Below are 24,680 nucleotides of genomic sequence, written 5' to 3'. Positions count from 1 at the left end.
CAAATAAGTTGAATGAGGTGCAAAGAAACAAAAAACAAAGGAAGTAGGGGAATATTACATTACAAAGTAATATGAAATAGCCTGACATAGTGCACCTGCAAAAAGTCCAGTATACACTTCTTTCAAATTATGTTCATTTAAAATCAATCGGGCTGTACAAATACAGCCAGCAATGAATACCGCTAAACTAATTGCAATTCCATCTAAATTTTGATAATGTATTGAAGTGAGGATTATAGCCGCCGCAAATCCACCCACTCCCATTGCATGCATACTAATTTTATAGTTATTATTAGCCAATAGTCCAGCCACCGAGCTCATAAAAATCCCAGTATAAAAGAACTTTAAGACAGCTGGCTGATCAGGAAAATTACGGCTCAAATAATGCATCCACCAATAAAAAAACATGGTGATAATATATGGCACGATGCGTTCTTTTTGGGTGCGCAAAAAAATACCATCGCTAAACTTAAGTCGCCATAAAAGAAATACTGCAAAAGCAGGAAAAAAGGCCGTCATCCAAAAAACACCAAATAACCTCAATTTCAATTGCCAATCGGTGATACCCGCAAACTCAAAAGAGTAATACTGCATGAGGTATAAAAAAAAGTAAGTGGGTATAAAGAGCGGATGAAAAAAATAGGAAAATAACTTAGCAAATCCTTTAACAACTGCAGGCCAACTTGGGTTATTGTAGGATGCATTAATTGGCTCCTGTTGTTTATTAAAGGGATTATTAATAGACTCTGATGTCATTTAAAAAAATTAAAGTTCTTTACGCAATCTGGCAACAGGTACATTCAACTGTTCTCTGTATTTAGCTACCGTTCTACGAGCAATATTGTATCCTTTTTCCTGCAGCATTTCTGTCAAGACCTCATCACTTAAAGGCTTGTGTTTGTCTTCAGATTCAATCATATCGCTCAAAATCTTTTTTACTTCACGTGTACTAACTTCTTCCCCACTCTCTGTACTTAAAGACTCACTAAAGAAAAATTTAAGCCTGTAAGTACCAAATTCAGTTTGTACAAATTTACTATTAGCCACGCGGCTTACGGTAGAAATATCTAATCCAGTTAGTTCAGCAATATCTTTCAATATCATAGGTCGCATGGTAGTTTCATCACCGGTTAGAAAAAATTCTTGTTGGTGTTTCATGATTGCCCCCATCGTTCCTATCAAAGTATCTTGCCTTTGTTTAATCATATCAATAAACCATTTGGCAGAATCGATTTTTTGCTTGATAAAAAGAACTGCTTCTTTTTGACGTTTATCTTTTTTACTTCCCCTCTCATAATCCTTTAACATATCTCTATACCCTTCACTTACGCGTAAGTCAGGGGCATTTTTAGCATTCAATGTTAATTCTAGTAAGCCGTTATTATTGATAACAAAAAAATCAGGAACAATGTAATTTTCTGCTTGATTCATTTCACCCAAATTGCCTCCTGGCTTTGGATTCAGCTTGATGATTTGACCAATCACATCCTTCAACTGTTCGTCGGTCAGCCCTAAACTTTTTTGAATTTTTTCGTAGTGCTTCTTAGTAAACTCCTCAAAATATTTAGTGAGAATTTGAGCAGCTAATTCAACACTTTTGCCCTCATCAGTTTTCCTTTTCAGCTGTAACAACAAACACTCTTTTAAATCTCGAGCTGCAATTCCAGCAGGATCAAATTGTTGAATTTGTAAAATGATGGCTTCAATTTCTTTTTCTTCTACTATTAAACTTTGTCTAAATGCCAAATCATCCGAAATAGAACTTAATTCTCTTCGCAAGTATCCATCATCGTCTAAACTACCTACAATTTGCTCTGCAATTTTATAACTACGTTCATCTAATTCAAGCATACCTAGCTGGTTCAAGACCAACTCATGAAAACTAGTTTCTAATTTAATGGGAATGACTTTTTGATCATCCATTTCTGGATAATTATCATCCTTCGTTTTATAGTCTGCTATTTCACCGTCATCATCTACCACATACTCGCTAATATCAACACTATCATAATCGTCTTCGCTACCATCAGGGTCTGAATCGTCTTCACCCATTCCGTCAAATTCATCTTTTAACTCATCTGTGTATTCATCTTCATGACCTTCATCACCTTGTTCTAAAGCAGGATTCTCTTCTAACTCTTCTTTAATGCGCTCCTCTAAATTGGCAGTAGGCACTTGTAATAGCTTCATTAACTGAATCTGCTGAGGAGACAGTTTCTGCAATAATTTTTGTTGTAAAGATTGACCGAGTGACATCCATTAAAATATTACGCTGTAAATTTACATAGTTTTAATACCATAAGATGCTTAAAAGGATTTGTTTGTTTGTGAATTTATACCTAACAATGGTGCTTTCTGCTAATGCACAATCAAAATTTATTACTGAATCAGCTGACTTATCTAAATATTTTAAACCATCTTCTGCATCCTCCACTTTTCAAGAAAAGTTAGATAGTTTAAAACAACGTCCCGTTAAAATTTTGCCATCAGATCATTATGTGAAGGGATTGGGATTCTTTTGCAAAAAAGAATTACAGCTAGAGAAAGCAACGAAAATTCCTTTCAGGTTTAGATTAGGCAGTTTAGAATACGTAAACAAGCTAGAAGGAAAAAATAGTCCCTATTAAGCAAGTACTTTTTTAATCACTTCCACCATTTTAGTACCCTTCTCATGAATTTGCTCTTCTGTCCAAACAAGACTAATGGCAGTAGAAACACATCTGCTCATGATAGCATCGCTCTCTGCAAAAACAGTTGATTTAAGTTTGATTAATGCAGCTTCTTGCTCAGGGCTAATTCGGCTTAAGGTAGTTGCGTTTTTTAAATGATCCCATTTGCTGATATAATGCCAATTATTTGCAAACCAATAAAAATTACCCGCTAAAATTCCTTGTGCTTTCATTTCAGCAACTACTGCTTGTGTTTGTTCTGCAGTTGGCAAGAACCAGCTCAAAAAACTACAGCTATCTTCGCCCCCTTCAGGCACTCTTCTAAATCTAACTTCAGGTATCTGCTCCAAATAGGTTCTAAGTGCCTTGTTGTTTTTTTTCTGTAATGCTAGAAATGTGTTCAACTTTTTAATTTGAGCCAGTCCTACAGCAGCATGCAATTCGCTGATTCGAAAATTATATCCAATAAATGGATGGAGGTCAGCCCCTCTGTCTACCCCTAAATGGTCATGGCCATGATCTGTATAACCGTCTGCTTTGGTATAAACAGCTTTATCATTCGTCATCACTACTCCCCCCTCAGCACAAGTAATCATTTTTACAAAATCAAAACTGAATGTACCAGCATGACCAATGGTACCCAAAGCTTTCCCCTTATAAGTACCTCCAATACTTTGACAGGCATCTTCCAATAAAATCAACCGATGTTCTGTGCAAATGGCTGAAAGCGCGTCTAAATCTGCCATACTACCGCACATATGAACTGGCATCACACATTTTGTTTTTGCTGTAATCGCATTTTTAACTGCATCCGGACGCAGGGTGAGCGTATCATCTACATCTACTAAAACAGGAATTGCTCCCACACTTAAAACAGCTTCAAAACTAGCTACAAATGTGAAAGAAGGCATAATCACTTCATCCCCTGCACCAATACCTAAAGCAACCATAGCTGTAGTTAAAGCTGCAGTTCCAGAAGAAGTTAATTGAGCATATTCGCAACCAAAAGTTTCTGCAATGGCTTTTTCTAATTCTTGTGACTTCCAAATACCTTTTCGTGGACCATCAAATCCATACCGCATCAAAATACCAGTCTCGAGTACATCATTTACTTCTTTTCTTTCTTCGGCACCAAAAAGTTCAAAACCAGGCATATTCTAACATTTTATTGGTTAAATCTGATAACAAAGCTATAGAATCCATTCCTAAATTTGCATTATGAAACCAATACTCTTTTATTGCTATGACGCCTATTGTGGGTGGTGTTATGGATTTAGCCCTGTAATGACCCAAATAGCTAATGAATACGCTGATCTTCAAATAGAGGTTTTATCAGGAGGAATGATTTTACCCGAAGAACCCGTTCATATAAGTGCTACAGCAGGATATATCCAATCTGCCTATAAAACGGTTGAAGAGTACGCTGGCGTTACTTTTGGACCCGATTATCTTTGGCATATCAATAATCCAGACCTCAGCGATTGGTATCCCAACTCTGAAAAACCAGCTATTGCTTTATCCATTTTCAAAGAATTTTATCCTGAGAAGCAGGTTGAGTTTGCTTCAGATTTACAAAAAGCATTACACTTTGAAGGAAGAGACCTTACAGATGACGAAGCCTACAAACACTTGCTAGAAAAATACAGCATTCAGCCCGAACTTTTTTACGAAAGGCTTAAAAGCGAGGAATACAAGGAAAAAGCCAATTATGAGTTTGCATTGGTGAAACAATTGCAAGTTACTGGCTACCCCTGTGTATTATTACAAGAGTCTGAAACTAAATTCCATTTATTGGCAAGAGGGTACACTCCTTATGCCGACTTAAAAGCTAGATTAGATAGGGCTTTAGAATCAATTCAATAAACGGATGCTTCTCCAAAACAATTTCCTTTACTTTGCACCTCAATAAATGAACTATGGAATACAATAAATTGATATCGGTTACTGGAATGAGCGGCTTATTCGAAATGTTGAGCAGCAAGAATGATGGCGCTATTGTTAAGTCGTTAGATGATAATACCACCAAATTTGTAAGTAGCAGAATTCATAATTTTTCTCACCTTGAAAGTATTGAAGTTTATACCATAAGAGAAAACGTTAACCTTGCGGAAGTTTTTAAAGCAATGGAAAGCAGCACTGAAACTTTGCCATCTGAAAAGGACCCTGCTGCTGTAAAAGCCTATTTTCAAAAGGTTTATCCAGATATGGACTTTGATAGAGTATATGCTAGTGATATGAAGAAAATGGTAAAATGGTACAGTATTTTAAAAACTAATAATATCGCCATTGAATTAACAGAAGCACCCGAGGAAGGAGAATAAACCATACCATTTCATACCTTGTGAATCTATTAAACAGGTTGTATGAAAAAGTGGTTATTAATTCTTTCAATTTTTGTAGTTGGTAATACTGCAATATTGGCTCAGCGTTTTTACGAAGAAACACCGGAAGCCATTAAGTGGGTCAACAAGAAATTTAACAAACTAAATAAAGACCAGCGCATCGCGCAGTTAATGATTATTAGGGCTCACAGTAATTTGGGGCCCGATCATGTAGAAAAAGTTTCAGAGATCATCCGCAAATACAATGTGGGTGGTCTCTGTTTTTTTCAGGGGGGGCCTGTGAGACAAGCAATGCTAACAAACCGCTATCAATCTTTAGCCAAAACACCCCTGATGATTAGTATTGATGGCGAGTGGGGCTTAGGCATGCGACTAGACAGCGTTATTAATTTCCCAAGGCAATTAATGATGGGAGCTGTTAACAATGCCGAATTAATTTATGAATTCGGAAAGGCAGTTGGAGACCAATGCAAAAGATTAGGCATTCAAGTAAACTATGCGCCAGATATAGACATCAATAATAATCCAATGAACCCGGTTATTAACGACCGAAGCTTTGGAGAAGATAAATACAAAGTAGCATTATATGGCACCGCATATATGCAAGGCATGCAAGAAATGGGCGTTATGGCAACAGGGAAGCACTTTCCAGGCCATGGAGATGTTGCAGTAGATAGCCATTACGATTTACCAGTTATCAATAAATCAAGGGCTCAGTTAGATGAGTTAGAACTTTACCCTTTCAGAGCTTTAATTAAAGCAGGTTTAGGTAGCATGATGACTGCGCATTTGTACATACCTGCAATTGACACAACAGCAAATTTAGCAGCAACCCTTTCTAAAAAAAGCATTACTGATTTATTGAGAAATGAATTAGGATTTAAGGGGCTTAGCTTTACCGATGCATTAGAAATGAAAGGGATCACCAAGTATTTTCCATCTGGTGAAGCTTCTGTAGCAGCATTAATTGCAGGCAATGATATGCTTTGCTTACCAGAAGACATCCCTGGAACCATTGCTGCCATTAGATTAGCAATTGATAATGGAAGATTAAGCTGGGAGTCAATTGATGCTAGGGTTAAAAAAATATTATTAGCTAAGTATCACTTAGGGCTCAATAAACTAAAACCAATTGACACGACTAACTTAGTAAACGATTTAAATGTTCAAACCAATCGAATTAGAACCCTACTAAGCAAGCATGCCATAACACTATTAAAGAAAGAAAACAACCAAATCTTTCCAGTAAAAAAAGGACAACGTATAGCATATATCGCAATTGGGGCACCTGGAGAAAATGCAATAAGTATACAGCTAAAAAATAATTATAATGCGACTGTTTTTTTGTTTGGATCAAGGGCAACAATTGGCAAACAATTGATGGATGACAAAATGGCTAATAATATTCCAGCAGAGAAGGCGGATAGTAGTTCAGCCAATGCTTTAATTAAAAAAATAAAAGCATCTGGTTACGATTTAGTGATTGTTGGAATGCATAATTACAGCAGAAGGCCTGCAAAGAATTTTGGGTTGAGCAACGCCTCCGTTTATTTATTAAATTCATTAGAATCGTTCAATACACTCACTTTGTATTTTGGCAATCCATATGCAATGACTAATTCAAATAATCCAGCCAACTTATTGGCATGCTATGAAGACGATGAAATTACCCAAGAAGCTGTATACGATGTTTTAATTGGTCGCAATGAGCCGAAAGGAATTTTACCAGTAACCGTTACACCGTCTCTCACCTATGGCACTTCAATTAACTATAATAGTTATTTTCCTAAAGTACAAGCTTGGGAAGCTGGTTTAGATGCAAACAAGCTAAATAAGATAGACTCCATTGCCAATGATGCAGTTGAAAAAGGGGCGGTACCAGGATGTGTGGTATTAGTAGCAAGAAAAGGTAAAGTTGCCTATCACAAATCATTTGGATTTACCAATTTAGATAAGAAAGAGCCAATCAACCCATCAATGATTTATGACTTAGCATCAGTAACAAAAATATCTGCAACTACTGTGTCAATAATGAAATTGGTAGAAGAGGGAAAAGTTGATTTAGAAAAAACATTAGGTGATTATTTAGACTGGACAAAAAAATCGGATAAGGCCAATTTGAAATTAAAAGATATTTTGCTACACGAAGCTGGGCTTAAATCATTTATTACTTTTTATAAAGAATTATTAGATAGCACCACTGGAAAACCCTTACCGGCCTACTTCAGAGAAAGCCCTGTACCTGGATTTTCCGTTCGTGTAGCCGAAAATATTTACTTAAGAAACGATTGGCAAGACACCATTTTTCAAAGGATTCTAACTAGTCCATTAACAGCTTCAGGACAATATATTTATAGTGATAATGATTTTATTTTTCTCGCGAAAGTAGTTGAAACAGTTACAGGAAAAAATATCCACGATTACAGTAAAGAAATATTTTATAACCCGCTTGCAATGACTACAACCGGGTTTGTACCAAGAAAATATTTCCCATTAAATTCATTAGTGCCCACTGAAGAAGAAAAGCACTTTAGACAGCAAATGATGCGCGGAGACGTGCATGATGAGGGAGCTTCCTTATTTGGTGGAATAGCAGGTCATGCCGGTTTATTTAGCAATGCGTATGACTTAGCACAACTATACCAGATGCTTTTAAATGGAGGCAGCATAAATGGTCAAGCATTTTTGAAAAAAGAAACTATCCAACAATTTACCGCTTACAATAGTGCAACAAGCCGGAGGGGTCTTGGCTTTGATAAACCTGAAAAAGACAATTTAAGCAGAAAAGATCCCTACCCTTCAAAATCGGTCTCACTAAATACTTTTGGACATACTGGGTTTACTGGCACCTGTGTTTGGGTAGACCCAGACAATGAATTAATCTATATTTTCTTGTCAAATAGGGTAACCCCTACTAGAAATAATACCCTTTTTGGAAAAATGAATGTGCGTCCAAATATCCAGGAGGCCATTTATCAGGCTATTATCAATTAACATCATATTTATGGGTGAATACCGCAGTAAGAATTAACTTCAGTGTATAATTTTTATTTATGAAAAGCGGTATTCACTCTTTTTTATTGATTGGAATCAGCAGCTTACTACTGATTTCTTGTTCTAATAATGCACCAAAGGAAACCAAGTTGATTCCAAAGGAAGCTATGGTTGTGGTAAGTTTTGATCCCAACGCATTAAAAGAAAAATTACAAAACGGTGGAATAAGTATTGATAGCATTTTAGCCAAGGGCTTTCAGAAAGATTCAACCAATCTAGAAGATCAACAAAAAGTAGCAGACTTTAGAAATAATTCCGGAATTAATTGGGAAGAAAAATTTCATTTTTTCAACTACCCCAAAAAAGGAAATGGCAATATTAATATCATGAATTTGCTGTTTAGTATTTCGGACACTGTTGTGTTTAATCAATATCTTTCTAAATTAAAATGGCAAGACAAAAAGCCAGTTTCTAAAGAAAAAGATTTTCAATATCTCCCTTTAAGTGATAATAACTTTCTTGCTTGGAACAAAGAGCATGCTTTGGTGATGATTTATGAAAACAAAGTGACTCCGTATTATGATACTGTAAATATGCGCTTTGTTATTCCGGAAAAGAAAGACTCCAAAAAAGATATTTTAGAAGAACTTACCCGCCTATTTACTCAAAAAGAATCCGCTTCAATGGCTTCTGTAAAAGAGTTCGGCAAAATGTTTAAAACTAAAGCAGAGGGCTATTTGTTTGCAAGCTCTGGTGGCACATTAGCAGCTTTAAGTGGCATGCCTTTGCAATTACCGAAATTAGAGGAACTGGTAAGTAATAATTATACAGCTGCAACTTTAGCTTTTGAAGAAGGTAAAATTGTTGCGAAATCTGTTACCCATACGAACCCTTTACTAAGCAGCATTCTAAAAAAGTATGCTGGACCAACTGTGAATACAGATTTAATCAAAACTTTTCCCTCTCAAAATATCAATGCAATTGTGATGGCTTCCTTTAACCCAGCTATATTTGGAGGTGTATTAAAAGAGTTGGAAGTAGAAGGATTTGTAAATGAATTTTTAAACAAATCAGGTGTTTCTGCTGCTGAATTATATGGAGCCATTAAGGGCGATATTGCAGTGGTTGTTTCCGATTTAGGAATTGGGATGACCGAGCCTCAAACAAGAAAAGATGAGCTTTCATTAGTCGTTAAAAAACCTATAGGCAAATTAATTATTAATATCCCAGCAGGAAAGCCAGAAAATTTTAAAAAGCTACTAGGCAAAATTGCTGAACGTGGTTTTATTGTAAAAAATGGAACTGATTATAAATCAGGGGATTTGTTTGGGCAAATGGGTATATATATGGTTGCCAATGAAAGTGGATTAATCATTGCGAGTGATTCAGTCACTTATTCCCAGTATAAACTAAATAATGCTAAAGCAACAATCAATAATGAGGCCTTAAATTATTTTAAAGGCAAATCAACTGTATTATATATTGATATTGCAAATACCTTAAATGGTTTTGGCAAAGATTCTTCTGATGGTTATTATAATTCATTAAATACTGCTAGAAATACCATTAAAGACATCATGGGAAGCTCTGAAAACTTTTCTAATAATAGCATAACATCTATATTAGAAATTAATATGCAAGACCAAAAACAAAATAGTTTGGTTACACTGGTGAGTTTGTTTACTAATATAGCTGTAGACACAAGAGCTGTTGCTAGAAGAGAAAAAGAAATGGAAGAAAAATTATTTCCATCAGGTATTCCTACGGTTATAAGAGCCAACTAATGATTTTTGAATTAAATAAAGTTATTCCATCAACTATAGCCGACAGACCATCAGTAGAACTATCTGATGTCTGGGGCAAATATATTCAATGGAAAAAGGGGCAGTTTATAAAAATAACTGCTCCTAGCGGGACAGGGAAAACTACTTTAGTTCATATCCTCTATGGATTAAGGAAGGATTATATTGGCGATATATCATATGATGGCAAAAATATACTACAACTCAAACCGAGTGAATTAGCTCAAATAAGGCAAAAACACTGGAGTATTGTTTTTCAAGATTTACGCCTTTTTTCTTCTTTAACAGCAAGAGAAAATATTGAACTAAAAAGAGTTTTATATGATCCAATTATAACAGAAGAGCAGTTAAGTGAAATGGCAAATCAGCTGGGCATTCAATCGATATTAAACCAACCAGCAACAAAATGCAGTTACGGTGAACAACAACGAATTTGTATTCTAAGAGCACTCATGCAGCCCTTTGATTTTTTGATTATGGATGAGCCTTTCAGTCATTTGGACAATGCAAATAAAAAAATTGCAGCTGAACTAATCAGTACAGAATGTAAAAGACGGAATGCTGGAATAATTATTACAGACTTAGATAAGGATGATCATTTTGACTATCAAGTAAGTTTAAACTTATAAGCTTTGTTACATTCATTATTAAAGAAACTAATTAAAAATCAATCGGGAACCATTCGAATGGCCACAGCAAGAATAGGTTTAGCTGTTGCAGTATTCTTATTATTAATAGCAGTTCAAATTCAATCAAACTATCATTTTTTATTAGAAAGCCCAAATAACAAAGATAGTATTGCAGACTTTTTAGTAATTAATAAAGTATTGGACAATGATAATTTAGGCAATAGCGAATTAGATTCCAACCTAATTAAAGAAATAGCTAAACAACCATTTACTGAATCAGTAGGCCTTTTAAACCCGAGTAGATTCAAGGCAAGCATACAAAGCATTAGCAACCAATTTCCTTTTTATACAGATATTTCATTTGAAAGTGTCCCAAGCAGTTTTATAGATATTAAAAATGCCGAGTTTGCATGGAATCCAACTGCAACATTTGTTCCTGTGATTGTACCGAATATGTTTTTGGACATTTATAATTTTCAGTTTTCATTATCTCAAAATCTCCCTCAACTTACACCTGCAATTGTAAAAATGATTGTCTTTAAATTGACTGTATACGGAAAAAATGGACCAATCAGTTTTAATGCAAAAATTGTTGGCTTAAGCGATAGGATTTCATCCATGTTAGTTCCTACTGAATTTATTGAATGGGGAAATAATTATGCAGAAAAAAAATCAGGCGAAAATGTTTCTAGATTAGTATTAAAAACCAGCGATCCTTCTAATCCTGCAATTGCTACTTTTTTAAAAAAGAATAACTTAAGCACCAATACAGAAAAATTAAGGTATAGCAAGTATCGGAAAGTTATTGATACGGTGGTTTCAATTTCTGGAATAGCGGGTGGTATAATGCTGGTTTTTGCATTAATTATCTTTACTCTTTTTATTCAGTTAACCATTGCAAACTGCAGACCAGAAATTATATTGTTAATTACACTAGGTGCAACACCCAATCAATTGTCTAAATTTTTAATCAAGCAGTTTTACCCAGGAAATATAAAGAGTATCCTATTGGCTACTTTACTAGTTGTAGTATTTCAATTAGGATTAAAAATACTACTTGAACAGCAACTGATATATATCTCCCCAATGATTTCTTGGTACACTTTGGTAATAGCAATTTTACTCGCTTTGTTATTATGGATAGTAACATATAAAGCGATTCAAAAACATATGGAGTCCTAATCATTCAAGATATCTTAAACTATTTCAAACGTAAGTGGTTTGATTATATAATCCATAAACCTTCGCTAATTTCAGGCTCTGTCGCTGTCTAAAGTTTCAATAGAAAAACTCAGTACAAATACTATAGATTAGCGTTCCCTTTCTTGTTAAACTTCCTTCCCACTAAGAACCATTAAGTTTTAACATCTGGATTAATTAAATTTATATCAAAACTTGAAACAAGTAATTTCTCCAGCAAGTGTTGATTGTCATCTTGAGCAATTTTCTTGTGAGAAGATTGGCTCGAAGAGAATAAAAACATGTGGTGATTGTATTTTTAGTTAGCGTGATTTAACCCTATTTTTTGTAGTGGTAAATTTATATAATTGATTTTAAACGTTTTATATATAATATTTTATTTATTATTAATTTCTAGTCATGCATTTTATTAAAAGTTGATATAACTTACACTCACAATCCACTTTTAAATCGATTATTATGAAAAATCTTATCTCGAAACGCTTTTTAGGCTTGGGAGTTGTTGTATTACTTAGCTTGACTGCTTGCCAGAAAGCAGAAACTGAATCTAGTATGTTACAGTCAAGCAGTAAAGATGCAGAAATGAAAATTGTTGGTTCCGCCAGAAGTACAAGTGCAATAAAAGGACTTATTTCAGAAAGCGCAGCAACGAGAATGCAAGAAACTTACAAGAAAAACTATAAAGGCTCAAATTATACTGAATATGTAGTTTTTGATGTTGATGATATGGAAAAATACATCAAGGAATTAAAGAATAAATATAAGTCTGATAAACTGTATGTTTATTTTGGTCAGTATGATGAGGTAACAGCACCAAAACCTGAATACAATGGAAGGGTTTCTGTTTTCTTTTTAGGAAACAATAGAATTACCAATAGCGGCAATATTAGAAGTCAAAGCGTTGGGGATGGAACAAGCATAGACGGTTCAAACTACTTGAATCATGGAAATATTTGGCCTTAATTATTGATTTTTCCATAAGTTAGCTGCTCATTCAAATCCCAATAAGGATGTTGACATACATTTATCTGCTGGTGCAAGCCAGCAGTTTTTTAGTTTGTATATATTTGTTTAAATATTTAAAAGACACTCTTTTAAAATATTTTCTACCTTTTTTATTAATCACACTAACAGTAGAGTTAACAGGTTTCTGGCTTACAAGAATTGGCGTAAAAAATTATTTACTTTATAATGTTTTCACCACATTAGAATTTATTTTTTATTCATTTTTATTTTCCAAACATCTAAAGACAACATTATTTAAAAAGCTCACCATTGGCTTTATCCCTTTTTACGCTGTAATGGTCTTTCTTAATTTACAGTTTTTACAAGGCTATAATAGTTTCCATACGTATACATTTCTATTGGGTTCTTTTTTTATTGTGCTATTTTGCTGCCTCTTTTTTTATGAATCAGTTTTACCTGAACACTTAGACTTTCCATTGGCAAAGCAACCATTTTTTTGGGTCTGTACAGGGTTGCTTCTATTTTATATGGGATCAGTCATCATTAATGCATTGTTTGAATATTTAAGAAGTTATGATCTTCAACAAGAAGGCAAAAGGATATATGGAATCATAAACCAAAGCCTTAATGTAGTTCTTTATTCAGCATTTATTTACGCATTCATACTATGCCGGAAAAACAAGAAGACATACTTGTCACGATAATAATATCCTCTGTATTTTTTATCCTACTGGCAGTATTTTTATTGGTATTGCTCTACTTATTTCTACGCAAACAACGACAGAACCAAAAAGAAAAAGAGGAAATGAAAAATAGATTTGAACAAACCATAATCAAATCGCAATTAGAAATACAAACACAAACACTCAATTATATCGGATCAGAATTACACGATGATACAGCCCAAATTGTTTACTTGTCCATGTTGAGAATAGCTAGTTTGAAAGACGTTATAAATGAAAAAGAAAAAGAAGAGATTTATACCCTTTTAAAAAAAGTATGGAATGACTTAAGGAATATAAGTCATAGCATGATTAACCATAATTTCAACCAAATTGGCTTCTTAGATTCTTTAGAAAATCTACTATATAATATTCAAAAAACTGGTAAATATTCAACCAAATTGAATATTGATGAAGAAGTGAACTTAGATTATTTAGACAAAAGCGTTGACGTCATTTTATACAGAATGATTCAAGAAGTAATCAATAATATCTTAAAGCATGCATCTAGTAATAAAATTGAAATTAATATTGGAAAACAAAATCAATTTTTGACAATAGAGGTCAAAGACAATGGAGTTGGATTTGATATTTCCAAAGTAAAAGAAGGACGTTCAGGTGTAGGGCTAGAAAATATTACTTCCCGGGCAAAACTCATCAATGCATCTGTCAATATTGATAGTAAAATTGGCGCTGGAACTACCATTACCATACTGATAAAATCAAAACAAAATGAAAACAACGGTAGCTTTAGTTGATGATCATGAATTGCTAAGATCTGGACTTGCAGGTATAATCAATTCGCTTGGTGATTTTGAAGTAGTATTAGAAGCTGGCAACGGACAAGAGTTTATCAATAAATTAGATAAAAATAGCCCCCCAGATATTGTTATATTAGATATTACAATGCCGATTATGGATGGCTATGAAACAGCTGCATGGATTAGAAAAGAAGTGCCTAGTATAAAAGTATTGGTTTTAAGCATGCTTTCAAATGACATGGCCATTATTCGAATGCTAAGAAACGGAGTAAAAGGATACATTATTAAAGATAGTAAACCACATGTTTTTAGAGAAGCTATTGAATCTATTCAAAAAAATGAATTTTATGTTAATGAACTAGTAAGAGACAAATTAATCAACTACGTTTCAAATGAAGAAGATGAAGGTAAACAAACAGCATTGCTTTTGAATATATCAGAACCAGAAGCACATTTTCTTCAATTGCTTTGTGCAGATAAATCCTACAAGGAAATTGCAGATGAAATGTGTGTGAGTGTCAGAACAATTGATAACTATAGAGATAATTTATTTAAAAAGTTAGAAATCAAAACAAGAGTAGGCTTGGTGGTATTTGCAATAAAACAAGGGATTGTGAACATCTATGAATAAATAGTTTGGTTATATTTAATGATGCGGAAGCAATTTTATATATCATTCATTGCATTTATATTATTGGGACTTGCGTTAAATGGACAGTGGAGAGAACACCTTAGTTACCAAAACACCCTTCAGGTTATTAAAGGAGATAAAATTTATGCTGCAACAACAGCAGCATTATTTTCAATTGATAATACACTAGAAATAAACAGATATCATAAAGTAAATGGGTTAAGCGACGTTGGGGTTCAACAAATTGGATGGGATAGCCAAACAGACCAATTAATTATTGCCTATAAGAATAGCAATATAGATATTTTAAAAGGGGGAATTACTAGGAATATTAGTGATATACAAAAGAGCACAATTAGCGGAAATAAAACAATTCAATCAATTTACAGTTCAGGTGGCACTGCATTTTTATGTACTGGATTAGGTATCATTTTAGTGAATCTCTCAAAATATGAGATAAGAGATACTTGGATTATTGGAAACGGAGGTAATCAAATTGGAGTAAATGCCTTTTCAGAAGACAACCTATATTATTATGCCGCAACAGATGAAGGCATTAAAAGGATTCGCAAACTCGGTGTTGACCCCGCCAATTATAGAAACTGGGAATCCGTTGCAGCCCCTTCTAGTGGAAAAATAAACACTATCAGCATTATCAATAATCAACTCCTTATCACAAAAAATGATAGCCTCTTTTTACAAGTTAATAATCAATGGAAATTATTATTTCAAGAACCAAGCTTTAGGGTAAACCATACTGGAATTAGCAATAACAAAATAACCATATGCTTGAGAAACCAAGCAGGAGATTCTAAAGTAATAATATTAAATACAAATGGAACCATTGAAAAAACAATTTCCGCTCCTGGAATTATATCATTCCCAACGGCAGCCCTAATAGATAATTCAACAATTTGGGTTTCGGATTTATTTGGTGGACTTTCTTCATTTGGGAGCTCTGTCGAAAGGTTTATACCTAATGGGCCAATAGGAGTTTCGAGTGGAGAATTTGCTTTCTATAAAGGAGCAGTCTATCAAGGAGCAGGCGCTGTTAATAACGCATGGAACTATTTATATAATAGAGATGGCCTTTTAGTTTTCAAAGAAGGCATCTGGTCTAATATTGGAGCATTCAATACACCAATATTAGATTCTGTATTCGATATAATCAGCTTGTCAATCGATCCAATAGATGGATCAATTTGGGGAGGAAGTTACGGTGGTGGTTTGATCAAAAAAAACGACAATCAAATACAAATTTTCAAACAAAATAACAGCAGTTTACAGGCAGCAATTGGTGACCTAGGAAATATCAGGGTGAGTGGCTTAGCACTAGATCAAAATAACAACTTATGGATTAGTAATTATGGTGCTCCTCAAGCATTAAAGCTAAAAACAAAAGACAATAAATGGTATGGATTTACAATCCCATATAACTTAACAGAAAATGCAGTTGCACAAATCATAGCTGATGATTATCAGCAACTATGGATTCAAAGTCCAAAAGGTAATGGCTTAATCGTTTATAAACATGGCAATAGCATTGAATCCACTGTAGATGACCAATGGAAATTATTTAAACAAGGGGCTGGAAATGGGAACCTTCCTTCCAACAACATTTTAAGCATCTTAAAGGACAAAGACAATAATATTTGGGTAGGAACGGATGATGGGATAGGTATTATCAATTGTGCAAATAATCCATTTAGCAATTGCGATGCAACGCTTCCAATTATTCAACAAGATCAATTTGCAGGTTTGCTATTTAAAGGAGAACAAATACAATGTATGGCAGTAGATGGAGCTAATCAAAAGTGGATTGGCACACAAAATGGAGTTTGGCTTTTAAGTGCAGATGCTAAAAAAATTCTCCATCATTTTACAATAAATAACAGCCCTCTATTAAGCAACGATATTAAGAAAATTGGTATCGATCCAATTACTGGAGAAGTCTATTTTGCCACATTTAATGGCTTGTGTAGTTATAGAGGTGTTGCAACTGAGCCAAAAGAAAATCTCAATAGTATTTTAGTTTTCCCTAATCCTGTGCCGCCACAGTTCAATGGTCAAATTTCAATTCGGGGATTAACAGAGAACACCCTTATTAAGATCACCGAATTAAATGGAAGAATGCTGTTCCAATCCAGAAGTCTTGGTGGACAAGTAGTTTGGAATGGAAGAGATTATTTAGGAAATAAAATAGCTTCAGGAGTTTATCTTGTTTTTGCTAGAGACGAAAAAGGGAATGAGAATATGGTAACTAAAATTGTAATAACAAGCGGAAGATAATGCAACTAAACTTACAATCAGAAAGACTATCCATTAGGCCCTTAACTATAATAGATGCAGGATTTATGTTACAACTAATGAATAGTCCTAACTGGATAAAAAATATAGGTGACCGACAGGTTAAAAATAAAACTGAAGCAAGCAATTACATATTGAATAAAATAATCCCTAGCTATCATAAGTTTGGTTTTGGATTATTCCTAGTTCAATCCAAATTGGACAAAAAACCAATTGGAATTTGTGGAATAGTAAAAAGAGATGGATTAATTACACCAGATTTAGGATTTGCCTTCTTGCCTGAAATGGAAGGGCGTGGCTTTGCTACTGAAGCCAGTAGACTAGTTATTCAATTTGCTAAAGAAGCGCTGCAACTTCCAACTTTAGCTGGCATTACCAAACCAGAAAATACAGCTTCGATTAAAGTACTTGAGAAACTTGGAATGAAACTCGAGAAATCAATCCAATTGCCTCAAGACACCTGTAGTTTTTCTCTTTTCACTATGGCTTTGCATAAGGCAATCTAGTAATCATTTCAGCCTTAGCATATCCATCAAGACCGACTGAAATAATTGATCCTGCTGCAGCTAAGTCTAAAAATCCATCCTTAGCAATAATTGATTCATCTAAAAACACCGCCTTCAATTGACCAATTACTAAAAAGGTATCATTGTACTGAATAGGAACAATCTCTACTAATTCCATTTGAAAACGAAAGGCTGATTCTTTCACAAACGGAGCAACTATATTTTTTTCATAGATTGGGGTTAACCCTGTTGCATTAAATTCATCAATATCTGCAGCATATTTTGCACTGCATTGATGGGCTTGAGATAAAAACGAGGCATTAATATGATTAACTGTATAACTCTTTGTTTGTTCAATATTCGTTATAGTATCAGGAGCTGCTGCAATAGGTCTATTAATATAACCAATAAGAGCTGGATCAGCTCCTAAATGTACAATATTGCTTATCACTGATAAATTGGGAATACCGTTATTACTGATTGAGCCGATTAAACTTACTGGCTTGAACCCTGTAAGACAATTCACGAAATTTGCCCTATAAAATCTTTCCCAAGATTTGATTTCTTCAATACTGTATCTCTGCATAAATATATAAGGACTCAAAGACCAAATTGTTGTCTAGTCTTTATCTGCTTTTTCAATGGGTTTATAAAAAGCAGCTCTTTTGGGGCCAGGGAATGGTATATGATCTCCTTTTAAACCATGCCACAATACTTTATTAAATTCTAAATCGGGAACTGCATCTTCTTTAGCTAAATTAAACTGCTCAGATCTTCGCTGCCATTCATTCTTGGCTGTATTTTTTTCTTTCAAATTAATACTCGGCATCAACGCAGTAAAATGACTTAGATCTGGCTTTGATGTAAAACAGCGCCACATAGGGGTTGCAGCTGCATCGTATTGGCTCATAGGCGGAATTCCTAAAATTAATTCCATTGTTCTGAGTGCAGAAGAAGTAGAATACATGGTATGATCAACATAGCCCCGTTTAACAAAACCTCCAGCAACAAACGCAATACTTCTATGAGCATCTACATGATCAGCTCCATTTTGTGCATCATCTTCAACAATAAATATGGCAGTCTCCTTCCAAATAGGGCTCTTGCTTAAATACTCTACAAACAATCCAACAGCAAAATCATTATCGGCCACATGCGCATAAGGCGTTGGCCTTCCCAACCTTAACCCTTCGGTGTGATCGTTAGAGAAACGAATAGAATTAAACTGAGGAACTTTGTTAATTGCAATCAATGAATCAAAATCTCTTTTCCATTGATAAAAACGGGTGGTGTCCATTACAGAATTATTATACCCAGTAAAGTATTTGCAAAAATTATCTTCAAGTACTGGTATATTGGCTTTGTAATTGTCTACAAACTCACCGTAACTACGAAAACTCACACCAGCTTTTTTGGCATGATCCCAGAAAAATCCACCTTTGTTATTAGCAACTTTTCTGTTACCTTCTCCATCATAACTACCTCCCCTTCCACCATAACTACTCACCCAACTCTTTTCTAAGAAATCAGTTGCATAAGCACCCATAGTCCAGTTATGGCCATCCATACTAACTTCTCCGTCTACATAAAAGTTATCAAGCAAAACAAAGTTTCGAGCTAATGCGTGTTGATTGGGAGTAATATTTTCTCCAAATAAAGTTAGGCGTGGATCACCATTTCCTTCTTTCATATCTCCTAACACTTGATCATAGGTTCTATTTTCTTTAATAACATAAAACACATACTTAATTGGGCTCTTATCGCCTACTCTTCTAGGTATTGGATTTCCTATTTCACCTTGTACAATTTTTTCTTTTGCTTTATTGTATGGTGTGTTCTGATAAACAACTTGGGAATACACACTCATTTGTTTAGGAGTAGGAATATTAATCACACTCATGGTTCCCATAAATAATCCAGCAATGTATTCAACCCCCTTTGGCTTATTGGGGTCGCCCTCATGGTGTAATACCATTTGCTTATTTGCAAATGGGTTTGGCCCATAAACATTCGCTTTAGAAGAAAATCCTTTCCCATTAGAAACGAATATTTTATTATTTACCACTTTCACATTAGTTGGATACCAACCAACAGGAATGAATCCTTTACTTTTACTTTGAATTGGTTTTGAAACATCAAATACAGCTAGGCAATTATTATCTGCGTTAGCAATATACAAGGTTTTCTCATCAGCAGTTAATGCCAGGCCATTGGTTGTTGAACCATTAGGGGCGTCTGGATATAAGGCCACGTTTAAAACTTCTACAACTTTTTGTTCTTTTGTATTTATAACAGAAACTGAATTATCATTTGCATTAGCAACATATAAAACAGTTCCTTTCTTATTTAAAACTATTTCGTTGGGATTGTCTCCCACTGGTATTGTTGCAAGCATTTTTCTTTGTGAAGTACTGAATTGATAAACCTTATCACATCCCCAACAACTGATATACAAAAATTGCTGATCAGGCGAAAGCACACAAGCATAAGCTTCTCCATCCAATGCTTGTTTATGAGCAATTTGTTTAGTTTTAAGATCAATGACATAAAGCTGATTATCTTCTCTAGTTACAGTATATAACAACTGTTTGTTATCATCTATGGCAATCCCTGCTGGACTAACTTTATTAGGCCATTTTTTTCCTAAAATAATGGAGTCAGAAAGAATAAGTTTGTTATTCTCGATAGAAAAAATTTCAATTCGATTATTATGACCACCCGAAACAAATAATTTTTTTTCATCTGCACTAAAGGCAAGCCCATACCAACTACGCTCAATTATTTTGGTATCCAAAATTTTTTCAGTGATGGGATTTATCAATTGAATACTTTGAGTACCCTGACCATTATTGGTAACCGCCATAAACTGTTTCGATTTACTAACAATCATATTTAACGGCAAGTCTCCTAATGGAAAACTTCTACCGACAGGAGTGAGTGCCCACCCATTAGGTAAAGTAACCTTTTTGGCAAGTAATTGCTGAACCGTTTGTGCATATGAAAACGCAGAAACAAATAGAAGGGCCGCTAAGGTAAGTTTCCTGTACATAATGTTTAATTAAGGAAACTAAAGATAGCATTCTGTTAAACAGTATATGGCTGTTTACGATAAATTAATCTAAATAAGTGAATTACTGCTTTGCAAACTCATAACTGCGAACTGGCTTAAACGTAAGTAATCCCCTTTCACCAGGGAATACCCTATATTGAATTTGTCGAAACATCCCTGTTCTTTGGGCACCAACAGAATCAGTTGTGAAAACAGGGAACCTTCTCATTAGTGTTCCCTCCATTAACATAAACGTATCAAACCCTTTATAACCTGTTCTTAATTTAGGATCATCTACAATATCAGGAAAAACAATGCCAGCAAAACTTTCATTTTTTACTGATGATACACCCACTACGGTACCTTTGTCATCTGTTCCATTTAAGTAAACATAGATAACCATATCTGGATATAAATCATTGTTCAAGTCGTCTACTTCAGCTTTGCGAATACGACCTTTTACTTCAAAGCTAACATCTCTAGCGCCGCCACTGAACCCAATCGGGCTAACAGTTACATAATTCTTATCGTCATTTTTGTTATTACATACCAACTTGAATCCTACATTTCCTAATTTCATGATGGTATCTATCTTTCTTGCTTGGGCATTTGATAAAATACTAAAGAAGACCCCAAGACAAGTGAAAAGGAATAAGTGCTTTTTCATAATTGAATTTACATATTTCTTCTGTATTGACCACCTACTGCATACAATGCATTGGTGATTTGCCCTAAAGAACAATACTTAACTGTTTCCATTAGCTCAGCAAATAAATTCTCATTATTGATGGCAGCCAACTGTAGTTTTTCCAGTGCTTGTTTGCTTTTATCTATATTCCTTAGCTTAAAAGCGTTTAAGTTTTGAATTTGTTGTTCTTTTTCTTCAGTAGTACTTCGGATAACTTCACCAGGCAACACAGTTGGACTTCCCTTTTTATTCAAAAAGGTATTAACCCCAATTAACGGCAATTCACCTGTATGTTTTTTGGTTTCATAATACAAGCTTTCTTCTTGAATTTTATTTCGCTGATACATTCTTTCCATAGCACCTAATACACCACCGCGTTCAGAAATTCTTTCAAATTCCGACAAAACCGCTTCTTCTACTAAATCGGTCAATTCTTCAATGGCAAAGCTTCCTTGAATGAAATTTTCTGTATTAGCTGTGCCTAATTCTCTGTTAATGATTAATTGAATAGCCATTGCCCTTCGTACACTCTCTTCTGTAGGAGTTGTGATGGCTTCATCATAGGCATTGGTATGAAGGCTATTACAATTGTCGTAAATAGCGTATAAAGCTTGCAAAGTGGTTCTAATATCATTAAAGTCAATCTCTTGAGCATGTAAACTTCTACCGCTGGTTTGGATATGGTATTTCAATTTTTGAGATCGATCGTTTCCTTTGTACTTCTGCTTCATGGCTTTCGCCCAAATTTTTCTAGCGACTCTACCAATTACACTGTATTCAGGATCCATCCCATTGCTAAAAAAGAACGACAAGTTTGGAGCAAAATCATCAATATGCATTCCTCTACTCAAATAATATTCTACAAATGTAAAGCCATTGGCAAGAGTAAATGCCAGCTGAGTAATTGGGTTGGCACCTGCCTCGGCAATATGGTATCCACTAATACTTACACTATAAAAATTACGTACTTTTTGGTCTATAAAATAAGACTGAACATCTCCCATTAATTTAAGCGCAAATTCTGTAGAGAAAATACAAGTGTTTTGAGCCTGATCTTCTTTTAAAATATCTGCCTGTACAGTTCCTCTAACTTGAGAAAGGGCTTCTGCTTTTAATTGAGCATAAATAGCTGCAGGTAAAACCTCATCTCCACTTACTCCTAATAACCCAATACCTAATCCATTGTTTCCTTCAGGTAATCTTTCAGGAGAAGAGGGATTATAATATACTGGCCTTGGTTTTTTCTGAAACTTCTGTTCAATTAATGCATTTACTTCTTCCCATTTATTATTGGCACTAATCCATTTCTCACATAATTGATCAATGGCTGCGTTCATGAAAAATGCTAAAATAATCGGAGCAGGGCCATTAATAGTCATACTAACAGAAGTTTTAGGATCGCACAAATCAAATCCACTATATAACTTTTTAGCATCATCAACAGTAGCAATACTTACCCCACTATTACCTACTTTACCATAAATATCTGGTCGTGGATCTGGATCTTCTCCATAAAGGGTTACACTATCAAATGCAGTAGATAATCTAATTGCAGGCTGACCTAATGAAACATAGTGAAAACGCTTATTAGTTCTTTCAGGACCACCTTCGCCGGCAAACATTCTTGTTGGGTCTTCACCCTGTCTTTTTAATTCAAATACCCCCGCAGTATAAGGAAACTCACCAGGAATATTCTCTTGTAATTGCCATCTTAAGATATCACCCCAATCTTTATACCTTGGTAAGATAACTTTTGAAATGCGTGTTCCACTCAAAGACTGAGTTGTAAGTGGTTGTCTGATTGTTTTATTTCTTACAGTATATTCAAAGAAATCTGCTTGATATTTTTTTACTAATGCTGGCCACTGCTGAATCATTTTTTTACAATCTGGATGAAGAGTTGATTCAAATTCAGCAGCAATATTTTCCAGTTCGTTCTTGGCCAAGCTATCAATAGGCAAAGATTCAATTGCTCCATTCAATTGATACCATTTAGATGCAATTAAACATTGTTCATTAGTCCACTCATTATAGCTTCTATTTGCATCTGCAATTTCTGCTAAATAACGTGCTCTTTTTGGCGGAATAATTTGTGCCCTTGTAGTTGTTTCATTTAATCCTGCTTGAATTGCATTAACAGATGAAAAATAAACGCCTGTTTTTTCTTGAATGGTATTCATGATTTTACCAAACAATTGATTAATACCAACATCATTGAATTGTGCAGCGATGGTTCCAACTACAGGTAAATTTTCATCTACTTCTGCCCATAATTCGTGGTTGCGTTTATACTGTTTACGAACATCGTGTAATGCATCTAAAGCCCCTGCTTTATCAAACTTGTTAATGCAAATAATATCTGCAAAATCAAGCATATTGATTTTTTCTAATTGAGATGCAGCGCCATACTCAGGCGTCATTACATATAAACTAACATCACAAAAATCTAAGATAGAGGCATCACTTTGGCCCACCCCTGCAGATTCTAAAATAATCATATCAAAGCCAGCCACTTTACAAATATTGATGGCTTCTTGCACGTGCACACTCAATGCAGTATTGTCGTCCCTAGTAGCCAAACTACGCATATAGGCTCTATTGTGTGCAATTGCATTCATTCTAATTCTATCTCCTAACAGCGCTCCACCAGTTTTTTTCTTTGAAGGATCTACTGATATAACAGCTATCGTTTTATCGGTGTAGGTATTCAAATATCTTCTTACAATTTCATCAGTAACCGAACTTTTACCCGCACCGCCTGTACCTGTAATTCCTAAAACAGGTATTGCTTCAGTATCTAATACAGTAACTTCTGAATGATCATTTGATAAGCCATTTTCTGCCAATGTTATTTTTCTTGCTACTGTTCTAATTTCTTTAACCTCCCCTAAATTCAATGGTTTTTCTGTATTGGCATTTGAATTCAATTCAAAATCACAATGCTTTAGCACATCTTCAATCATTCCTTCCAATCCCATTGTACGACCATCATCAGGGCTATATATCCGAGTAATACCATGTTGGTGCAATTGGTTAATTTCTTCAGGTAATATAGTTCCTCCTCCACCCCCAAATATTTTTATATGGCCACAGCCATTTTGATCGAGCAAATCTTTCATGTATTTAAAAAACTCTACATGTCCACCCTGATAGCTGGTAATCGCAATCCCTTGAACATCCTCTTCAATTGCACATTCTACAATTTCAGCCACACTTCTATTATGTCCTAAATGAATAATTTCTGCACCTTTAGACTGTAGGATTCTGCGCATAATATTGATTGCCGCATCATGCCCATCAAACAAACTTGCTGCTGTTACTATTCTTACTTTATTCTTTAATGAAAACGCCATATCCTGATTTTTAAGCTGCGCAAAAATACTGCATAAATCCAAGGGGTGAACAACCGTTAGT

At 34.7% G+C, this 24,680-nt stretch carries 19 protein-coding genes; 12 read left to right on the top strand and 7 right to left on the bottom strand.

The window, feature by feature from the left end; genetic code table 11:
- Positions 1 to 54: 54 nt before the first annotated feature.
- Both ACTIEI_RS05440 and rpoN read right to left on the bottom strand, forming a co-directional pair.
- A complete protein-coding gene (locus tag ACTIEI_RS05440; RefSeq protein WP_439505270.1) occupies positions 55 to 756 on the bottom strand; it encodes a hypothetical protein in 702 nt (233 codons plus the stop codon).
- 9 nt (positions 757 to 765) lie between these two features.
- Positions 766 to 2,256 carry an RNA polymerase factor sigma-54 gene (rpoN, locus tag ACTIEI_RS05435; protein ID WP_439505269.1) on the bottom strand — a complete coding sequence of 497 codons (1,491 nt, stop codon included), beginning with the start codon at positions 2,254 to 2,256 and terminating at the stop codon, positions 766 to 768.
- A gap of 47 nt (positions 2,257 to 2,303) precedes the next feature.
- On the opposite strand from rpoN, the gene ACTIEI_RS05430 reads away from it, so the two are divergent.
- The gene (locus ACTIEI_RS05430) at positions 2,304 to 2,627 is read left to right on the top strand and encodes a hypothetical protein (RefSeq protein WP_439505268.1); all 324 of its coding nucleotides are present in this window, start codon (positions 2,304 to 2,306) and stop codon (positions 2,625 to 2,627) included.
- Here ACTIEI_RS05430 and ACTIEI_RS05425 read toward each other — a convergent pair.
- Positions 2,624 to 3,823: a DegT/DnrJ/EryC1/StrS family aminotransferase gene (locus tag ACTIEI_RS05425; protein WP_439505267.1), complete on the bottom strand. Its 1,200-nt coding sequence runs from the start codon at positions 3,821 to 3,823 to the stop codon at positions 2,624 to 2,626. The genes ACTIEI_RS05430 and ACTIEI_RS05425 overlap by 4 nt on opposite strands.
- Positions 3,824 to 3,887: 64 nt before the next feature.
- Between ACTIEI_RS05425 and ACTIEI_RS05420 the strand changes: the two genes are divergently transcribed.
- From ACTIEI_RS05420 to ACTIEI_RS05370, 11 genes are all read left to right on the top strand, one after another.
- The gene (locus ACTIEI_RS05420; protein ID WP_439505266.1) at positions 3,888 to 4,532 is read left to right on the top strand and encodes a DsbA family protein; all 645 of its coding nucleotides are present in this window, start codon (positions 3,888 to 3,890) and stop codon (positions 4,530 to 4,532) included.
- 53 nt (positions 4,533 to 4,585) lie between these two features.
- Positions 4,586 to 4,990, top strand: coding sequence for a DUF5606 family protein (locus ACTIEI_RS05415; protein WP_439505265.1), 405 nt, complete (start codon positions 4,586 to 4,588; stop codon positions 4,988 to 4,990).
- Between the two features lie 42 nt (positions 4,991 to 5,032).
- A complete protein-coding gene (locus ACTIEI_RS05410) occupies positions 5,033 to 8,005 on the top strand; it encodes a glycoside hydrolase family 3 N-terminal domain-containing protein (RefSeq protein ID WP_439505264.1) in 2,973 nt (990 codons plus the stop codon).
- A 59-nt stretch (positions 8,006 to 8,064) separates the two neighbouring features.
- Positions 8,065 to 9,789, top strand: coding sequence for a DUF4836 family protein (locus tag ACTIEI_RS05405; RefSeq protein ID WP_439505263.1), 1,725 nt, complete (start codon positions 8,065 to 8,067; stop codon positions 9,787 to 9,789).
- Entirely contained in the window at positions 9,789 to 10,436 is a 648-nt protein-coding gene (locus ACTIEI_RS05400; protein WP_439505262.1) for an ATP-binding cassette domain-containing protein, read from the top strand. Before ACTIEI_RS05405 ends, ACTIEI_RS05400 begins: the two co-directional genes overlap by 1 nt.
- Positions 10,437 to 10,439: 3 nt before the next feature.
- Positions 10,440 to 11,618, top strand: coding sequence for an FtsX-like permease family protein (locus ACTIEI_RS05395; protein ID WP_439505261.1), 1,179 nt, complete (start codon positions 10,440 to 10,442; stop codon positions 11,616 to 11,618).
- Between the two features lie 477 nt (positions 11,619 to 12,095).
- Positions 12,096 to 12,599 carry a hypothetical protein gene (locus ACTIEI_RS05390; protein ID WP_439505260.1) on the top strand — a complete coding sequence of 168 codons (504 nt, stop codon included), beginning with the start codon at positions 12,096 to 12,098 and terminating at the stop codon, positions 12,597 to 12,599.
- An 808-nt stretch (positions 12,600 to 13,407) separates the two neighbouring features.
- Entirely contained in the window at positions 13,408 to 14,082 is a 675-nt protein-coding gene (locus tag ACTIEI_RS05385; RefSeq protein ID WP_439505259.1) for a sensor histidine kinase, read from the top strand.
- A complete protein-coding gene (locus ACTIEI_RS05380) occupies positions 14,057 to 14,716 on the top strand; it encodes a response regulator (protein WP_439505258.1) in 660 nt (219 codons plus the stop codon). The genes ACTIEI_RS05385 and ACTIEI_RS05380 overlap by 26 nt, the downstream gene beginning before the upstream one ends.
- A gap of 21 nt (positions 14,717 to 14,737) precedes the next feature.
- Positions 14,738 to 17,005 (top strand): type IX secretion system anionic LPS delivery protein PorZ, encoded by a 2,268-nt coding sequence (porZ, locus tag ACTIEI_RS05375; RefSeq protein WP_439505257.1) that lies wholly within the window; start codon positions 14,738 to 14,740, stop codon positions 17,003 to 17,005.
- Entirely contained in the window at positions 17,005 to 17,529 is a 525-nt protein-coding gene (locus ACTIEI_RS05370; RefSeq protein ID WP_439505256.1) for a GNAT family N-acetyltransferase, read from the top strand. Before porZ ends, ACTIEI_RS05370 begins: the two co-directional genes overlap by 1 nt.
- Here the strand turns inward: ACTIEI_RS05370 and ACTIEI_RS05365 are convergent.
- The 4 genes from ACTIEI_RS05365 to ACTIEI_RS05350 form a co-directional block, all read right to left on the bottom strand.
- On the bottom strand, positions 17,504 to 18,133 hold the full coding sequence (locus ACTIEI_RS05365) for a flavin reductase family protein (protein ID WP_439505255.1): 630 nt from the start codon (positions 18,131 to 18,133) through the stop codon (positions 17,504 to 17,506). The two genes, ACTIEI_RS05370 and ACTIEI_RS05365, sit on opposite strands and share 26 nt — an antisense overlap.
- Before the next feature lie 15 nt (positions 18,134 to 18,148).
- Positions 18,149 to 20,578: a bifunctional YncE family protein/alkaline phosphatase family protein gene (locus ACTIEI_RS05360; protein ID WP_439505254.1), complete on the bottom strand. Its 2,430-nt coding sequence runs from the start codon at positions 20,576 to 20,578 to the stop codon at positions 18,149 to 18,151.
- An 82-nt stretch (positions 20,579 to 20,660) separates the two neighbouring features.
- Positions 20,661 to 21,245: a hypothetical protein gene (locus ACTIEI_RS05355; RefSeq protein WP_439505253.1), complete on the bottom strand. Its 585-nt coding sequence runs from the start codon at positions 21,243 to 21,245 to the stop codon at positions 20,661 to 20,663.
- Between the two features lie 8 nt (positions 21,246 to 21,253).
- Positions 21,254 to 24,619 carry a methylmalonyl-CoA mutase family protein gene (locus ACTIEI_RS05350; protein WP_439505252.1) on the bottom strand — a complete coding sequence of 1,122 codons (3,366 nt, stop codon included), beginning with the start codon at positions 24,617 to 24,619 and terminating at the stop codon, positions 21,254 to 21,256.
- Positions 24,620 to 24,680 lie beyond the last annotated feature (61 nt).

The sequence above is a fragment of the Sediminibacterium sp. genome (assembly GCF_051860225.1).
GTDB lineage: Bacteria > Bacteroidota > Bacteroidia > Chitinophagales > Chitinophagaceae > Sediminibacterium.
Note: the sequence above shows the minus strand (reverse complement) of the source record. Positions and strands in the feature narration are given on the sequence as shown.

What these genes read in the sequence shown, in the direction of transcription:
- ACTIEI_RS05410 (WP_439505264.1), top strand. Translation starts at nt 5,033, where the DNA reads ATGAAAAAGTGGTTATTAATTCTTTCAATTTTTGTAGTTGGTAATACT.
- porZ (WP_439505257.1), top strand. Translation starts at nt 14,738, where the DNA reads ATGCGGAAGCAATTTTATATATCATTCATTGCATTTATATTATTGGGA.
- ACTIEI_RS05400 (WP_439505262.1), top strand. Translation starts at nt 9,789, where the DNA reads ATGATTTTTGAATTAAATAAAGTTATTCCATCAACTATAGCCGACAGA.
- ACTIEI_RS05385 (WP_439505259.1), top strand. Translation starts at nt 13,408, where the DNA reads ATGAAAAATAGATTTGAACAAACCATAATCAAATCGCAATTAGAAATA.
- ACTIEI_RS05440 (WP_439505270.1), bottom strand. Translation starts at nt 756, where the DNA reads ATGACATCAGAGTCTATTAATAATCCCTTTAATAAACAACAGGAGCCA.
- ACTIEI_RS05350 (WP_439505252.1), bottom strand. Translation starts at nt 24,619, where the DNA reads ATGGCGTTTTCATTAAAGAATAAAGTAAGAATAGTAACAGCAGCAAGT.
- ACTIEI_RS05355 (WP_439505253.1), bottom strand. Translation starts at nt 21,245, where the DNA reads ATGAAAAAGCACTTATTCCTTTTCACTTGTCTTGGGGTCTTCTTTAGT.
- ACTIEI_RS05425 (WP_439505267.1), bottom strand. Translation starts at nt 3,823, where the DNA reads ATGCCTGGTTTTGAACTTTTTGGTGCCGAAGAAAGAAAAGAAGTAAAT.
- ACTIEI_RS05380 (WP_439505258.1), top strand. Translation starts at nt 14,057, where the DNA reads ATGAAAACAACGGTAGCTTTAGTTGATGATCATGAATTGCTAAGATCT.
- ACTIEI_RS05420 (WP_439505266.1), top strand. Translation starts at nt 3,888, where the DNA reads ATGAAACCAATACTCTTTTATTGCTATGACGCCTATTGTGGGTGGTGT.
- ACTIEI_RS05370 (WP_439505256.1), top strand. Translation starts at nt 17,005, where the DNA reads ATGCAACTAAACTTACAATCAGAAAGACTATCCATTAGGCCCTTAACT.
- ACTIEI_RS05390 (WP_439505260.1), top strand. Translation starts at nt 12,096, where the DNA reads ATGAAAAATCTTATCTCGAAACGCTTTTTAGGCTTGGGAGTTGTTGTA.
- ACTIEI_RS05405 (WP_439505263.1), top strand. Translation starts at nt 8,065, where the DNA reads ATGAAAAGCGGTATTCACTCTTTTTTATTGATTGGAATCAGCAGCTTA.
- ACTIEI_RS05360 (WP_439505254.1), bottom strand. Translation starts at nt 20,578, where the DNA reads ATGTACAGGAAACTTACCTTAGCGGCCCTTCTATTTGTTTCTGCGTTT.
- ACTIEI_RS05415 (WP_439505265.1), top strand. Translation starts at nt 4,586, where the DNA reads ATGGAATACAATAAATTGATATCGGTTACTGGAATGAGCGGCTTATTC.
- rpoN (WP_439505269.1), bottom strand. Translation starts at nt 2,256, where the DNA reads ATGTCACTCGGTCAATCTTTACAACAAAAATTATTGCAGAAACTGTCT.
- ACTIEI_RS05430 (WP_439505268.1), top strand. Translation starts at nt 2,304, where the DNA reads ATGCTTAAAAGGATTTGTTTGTTTGTGAATTTATACCTAACAATGGTG.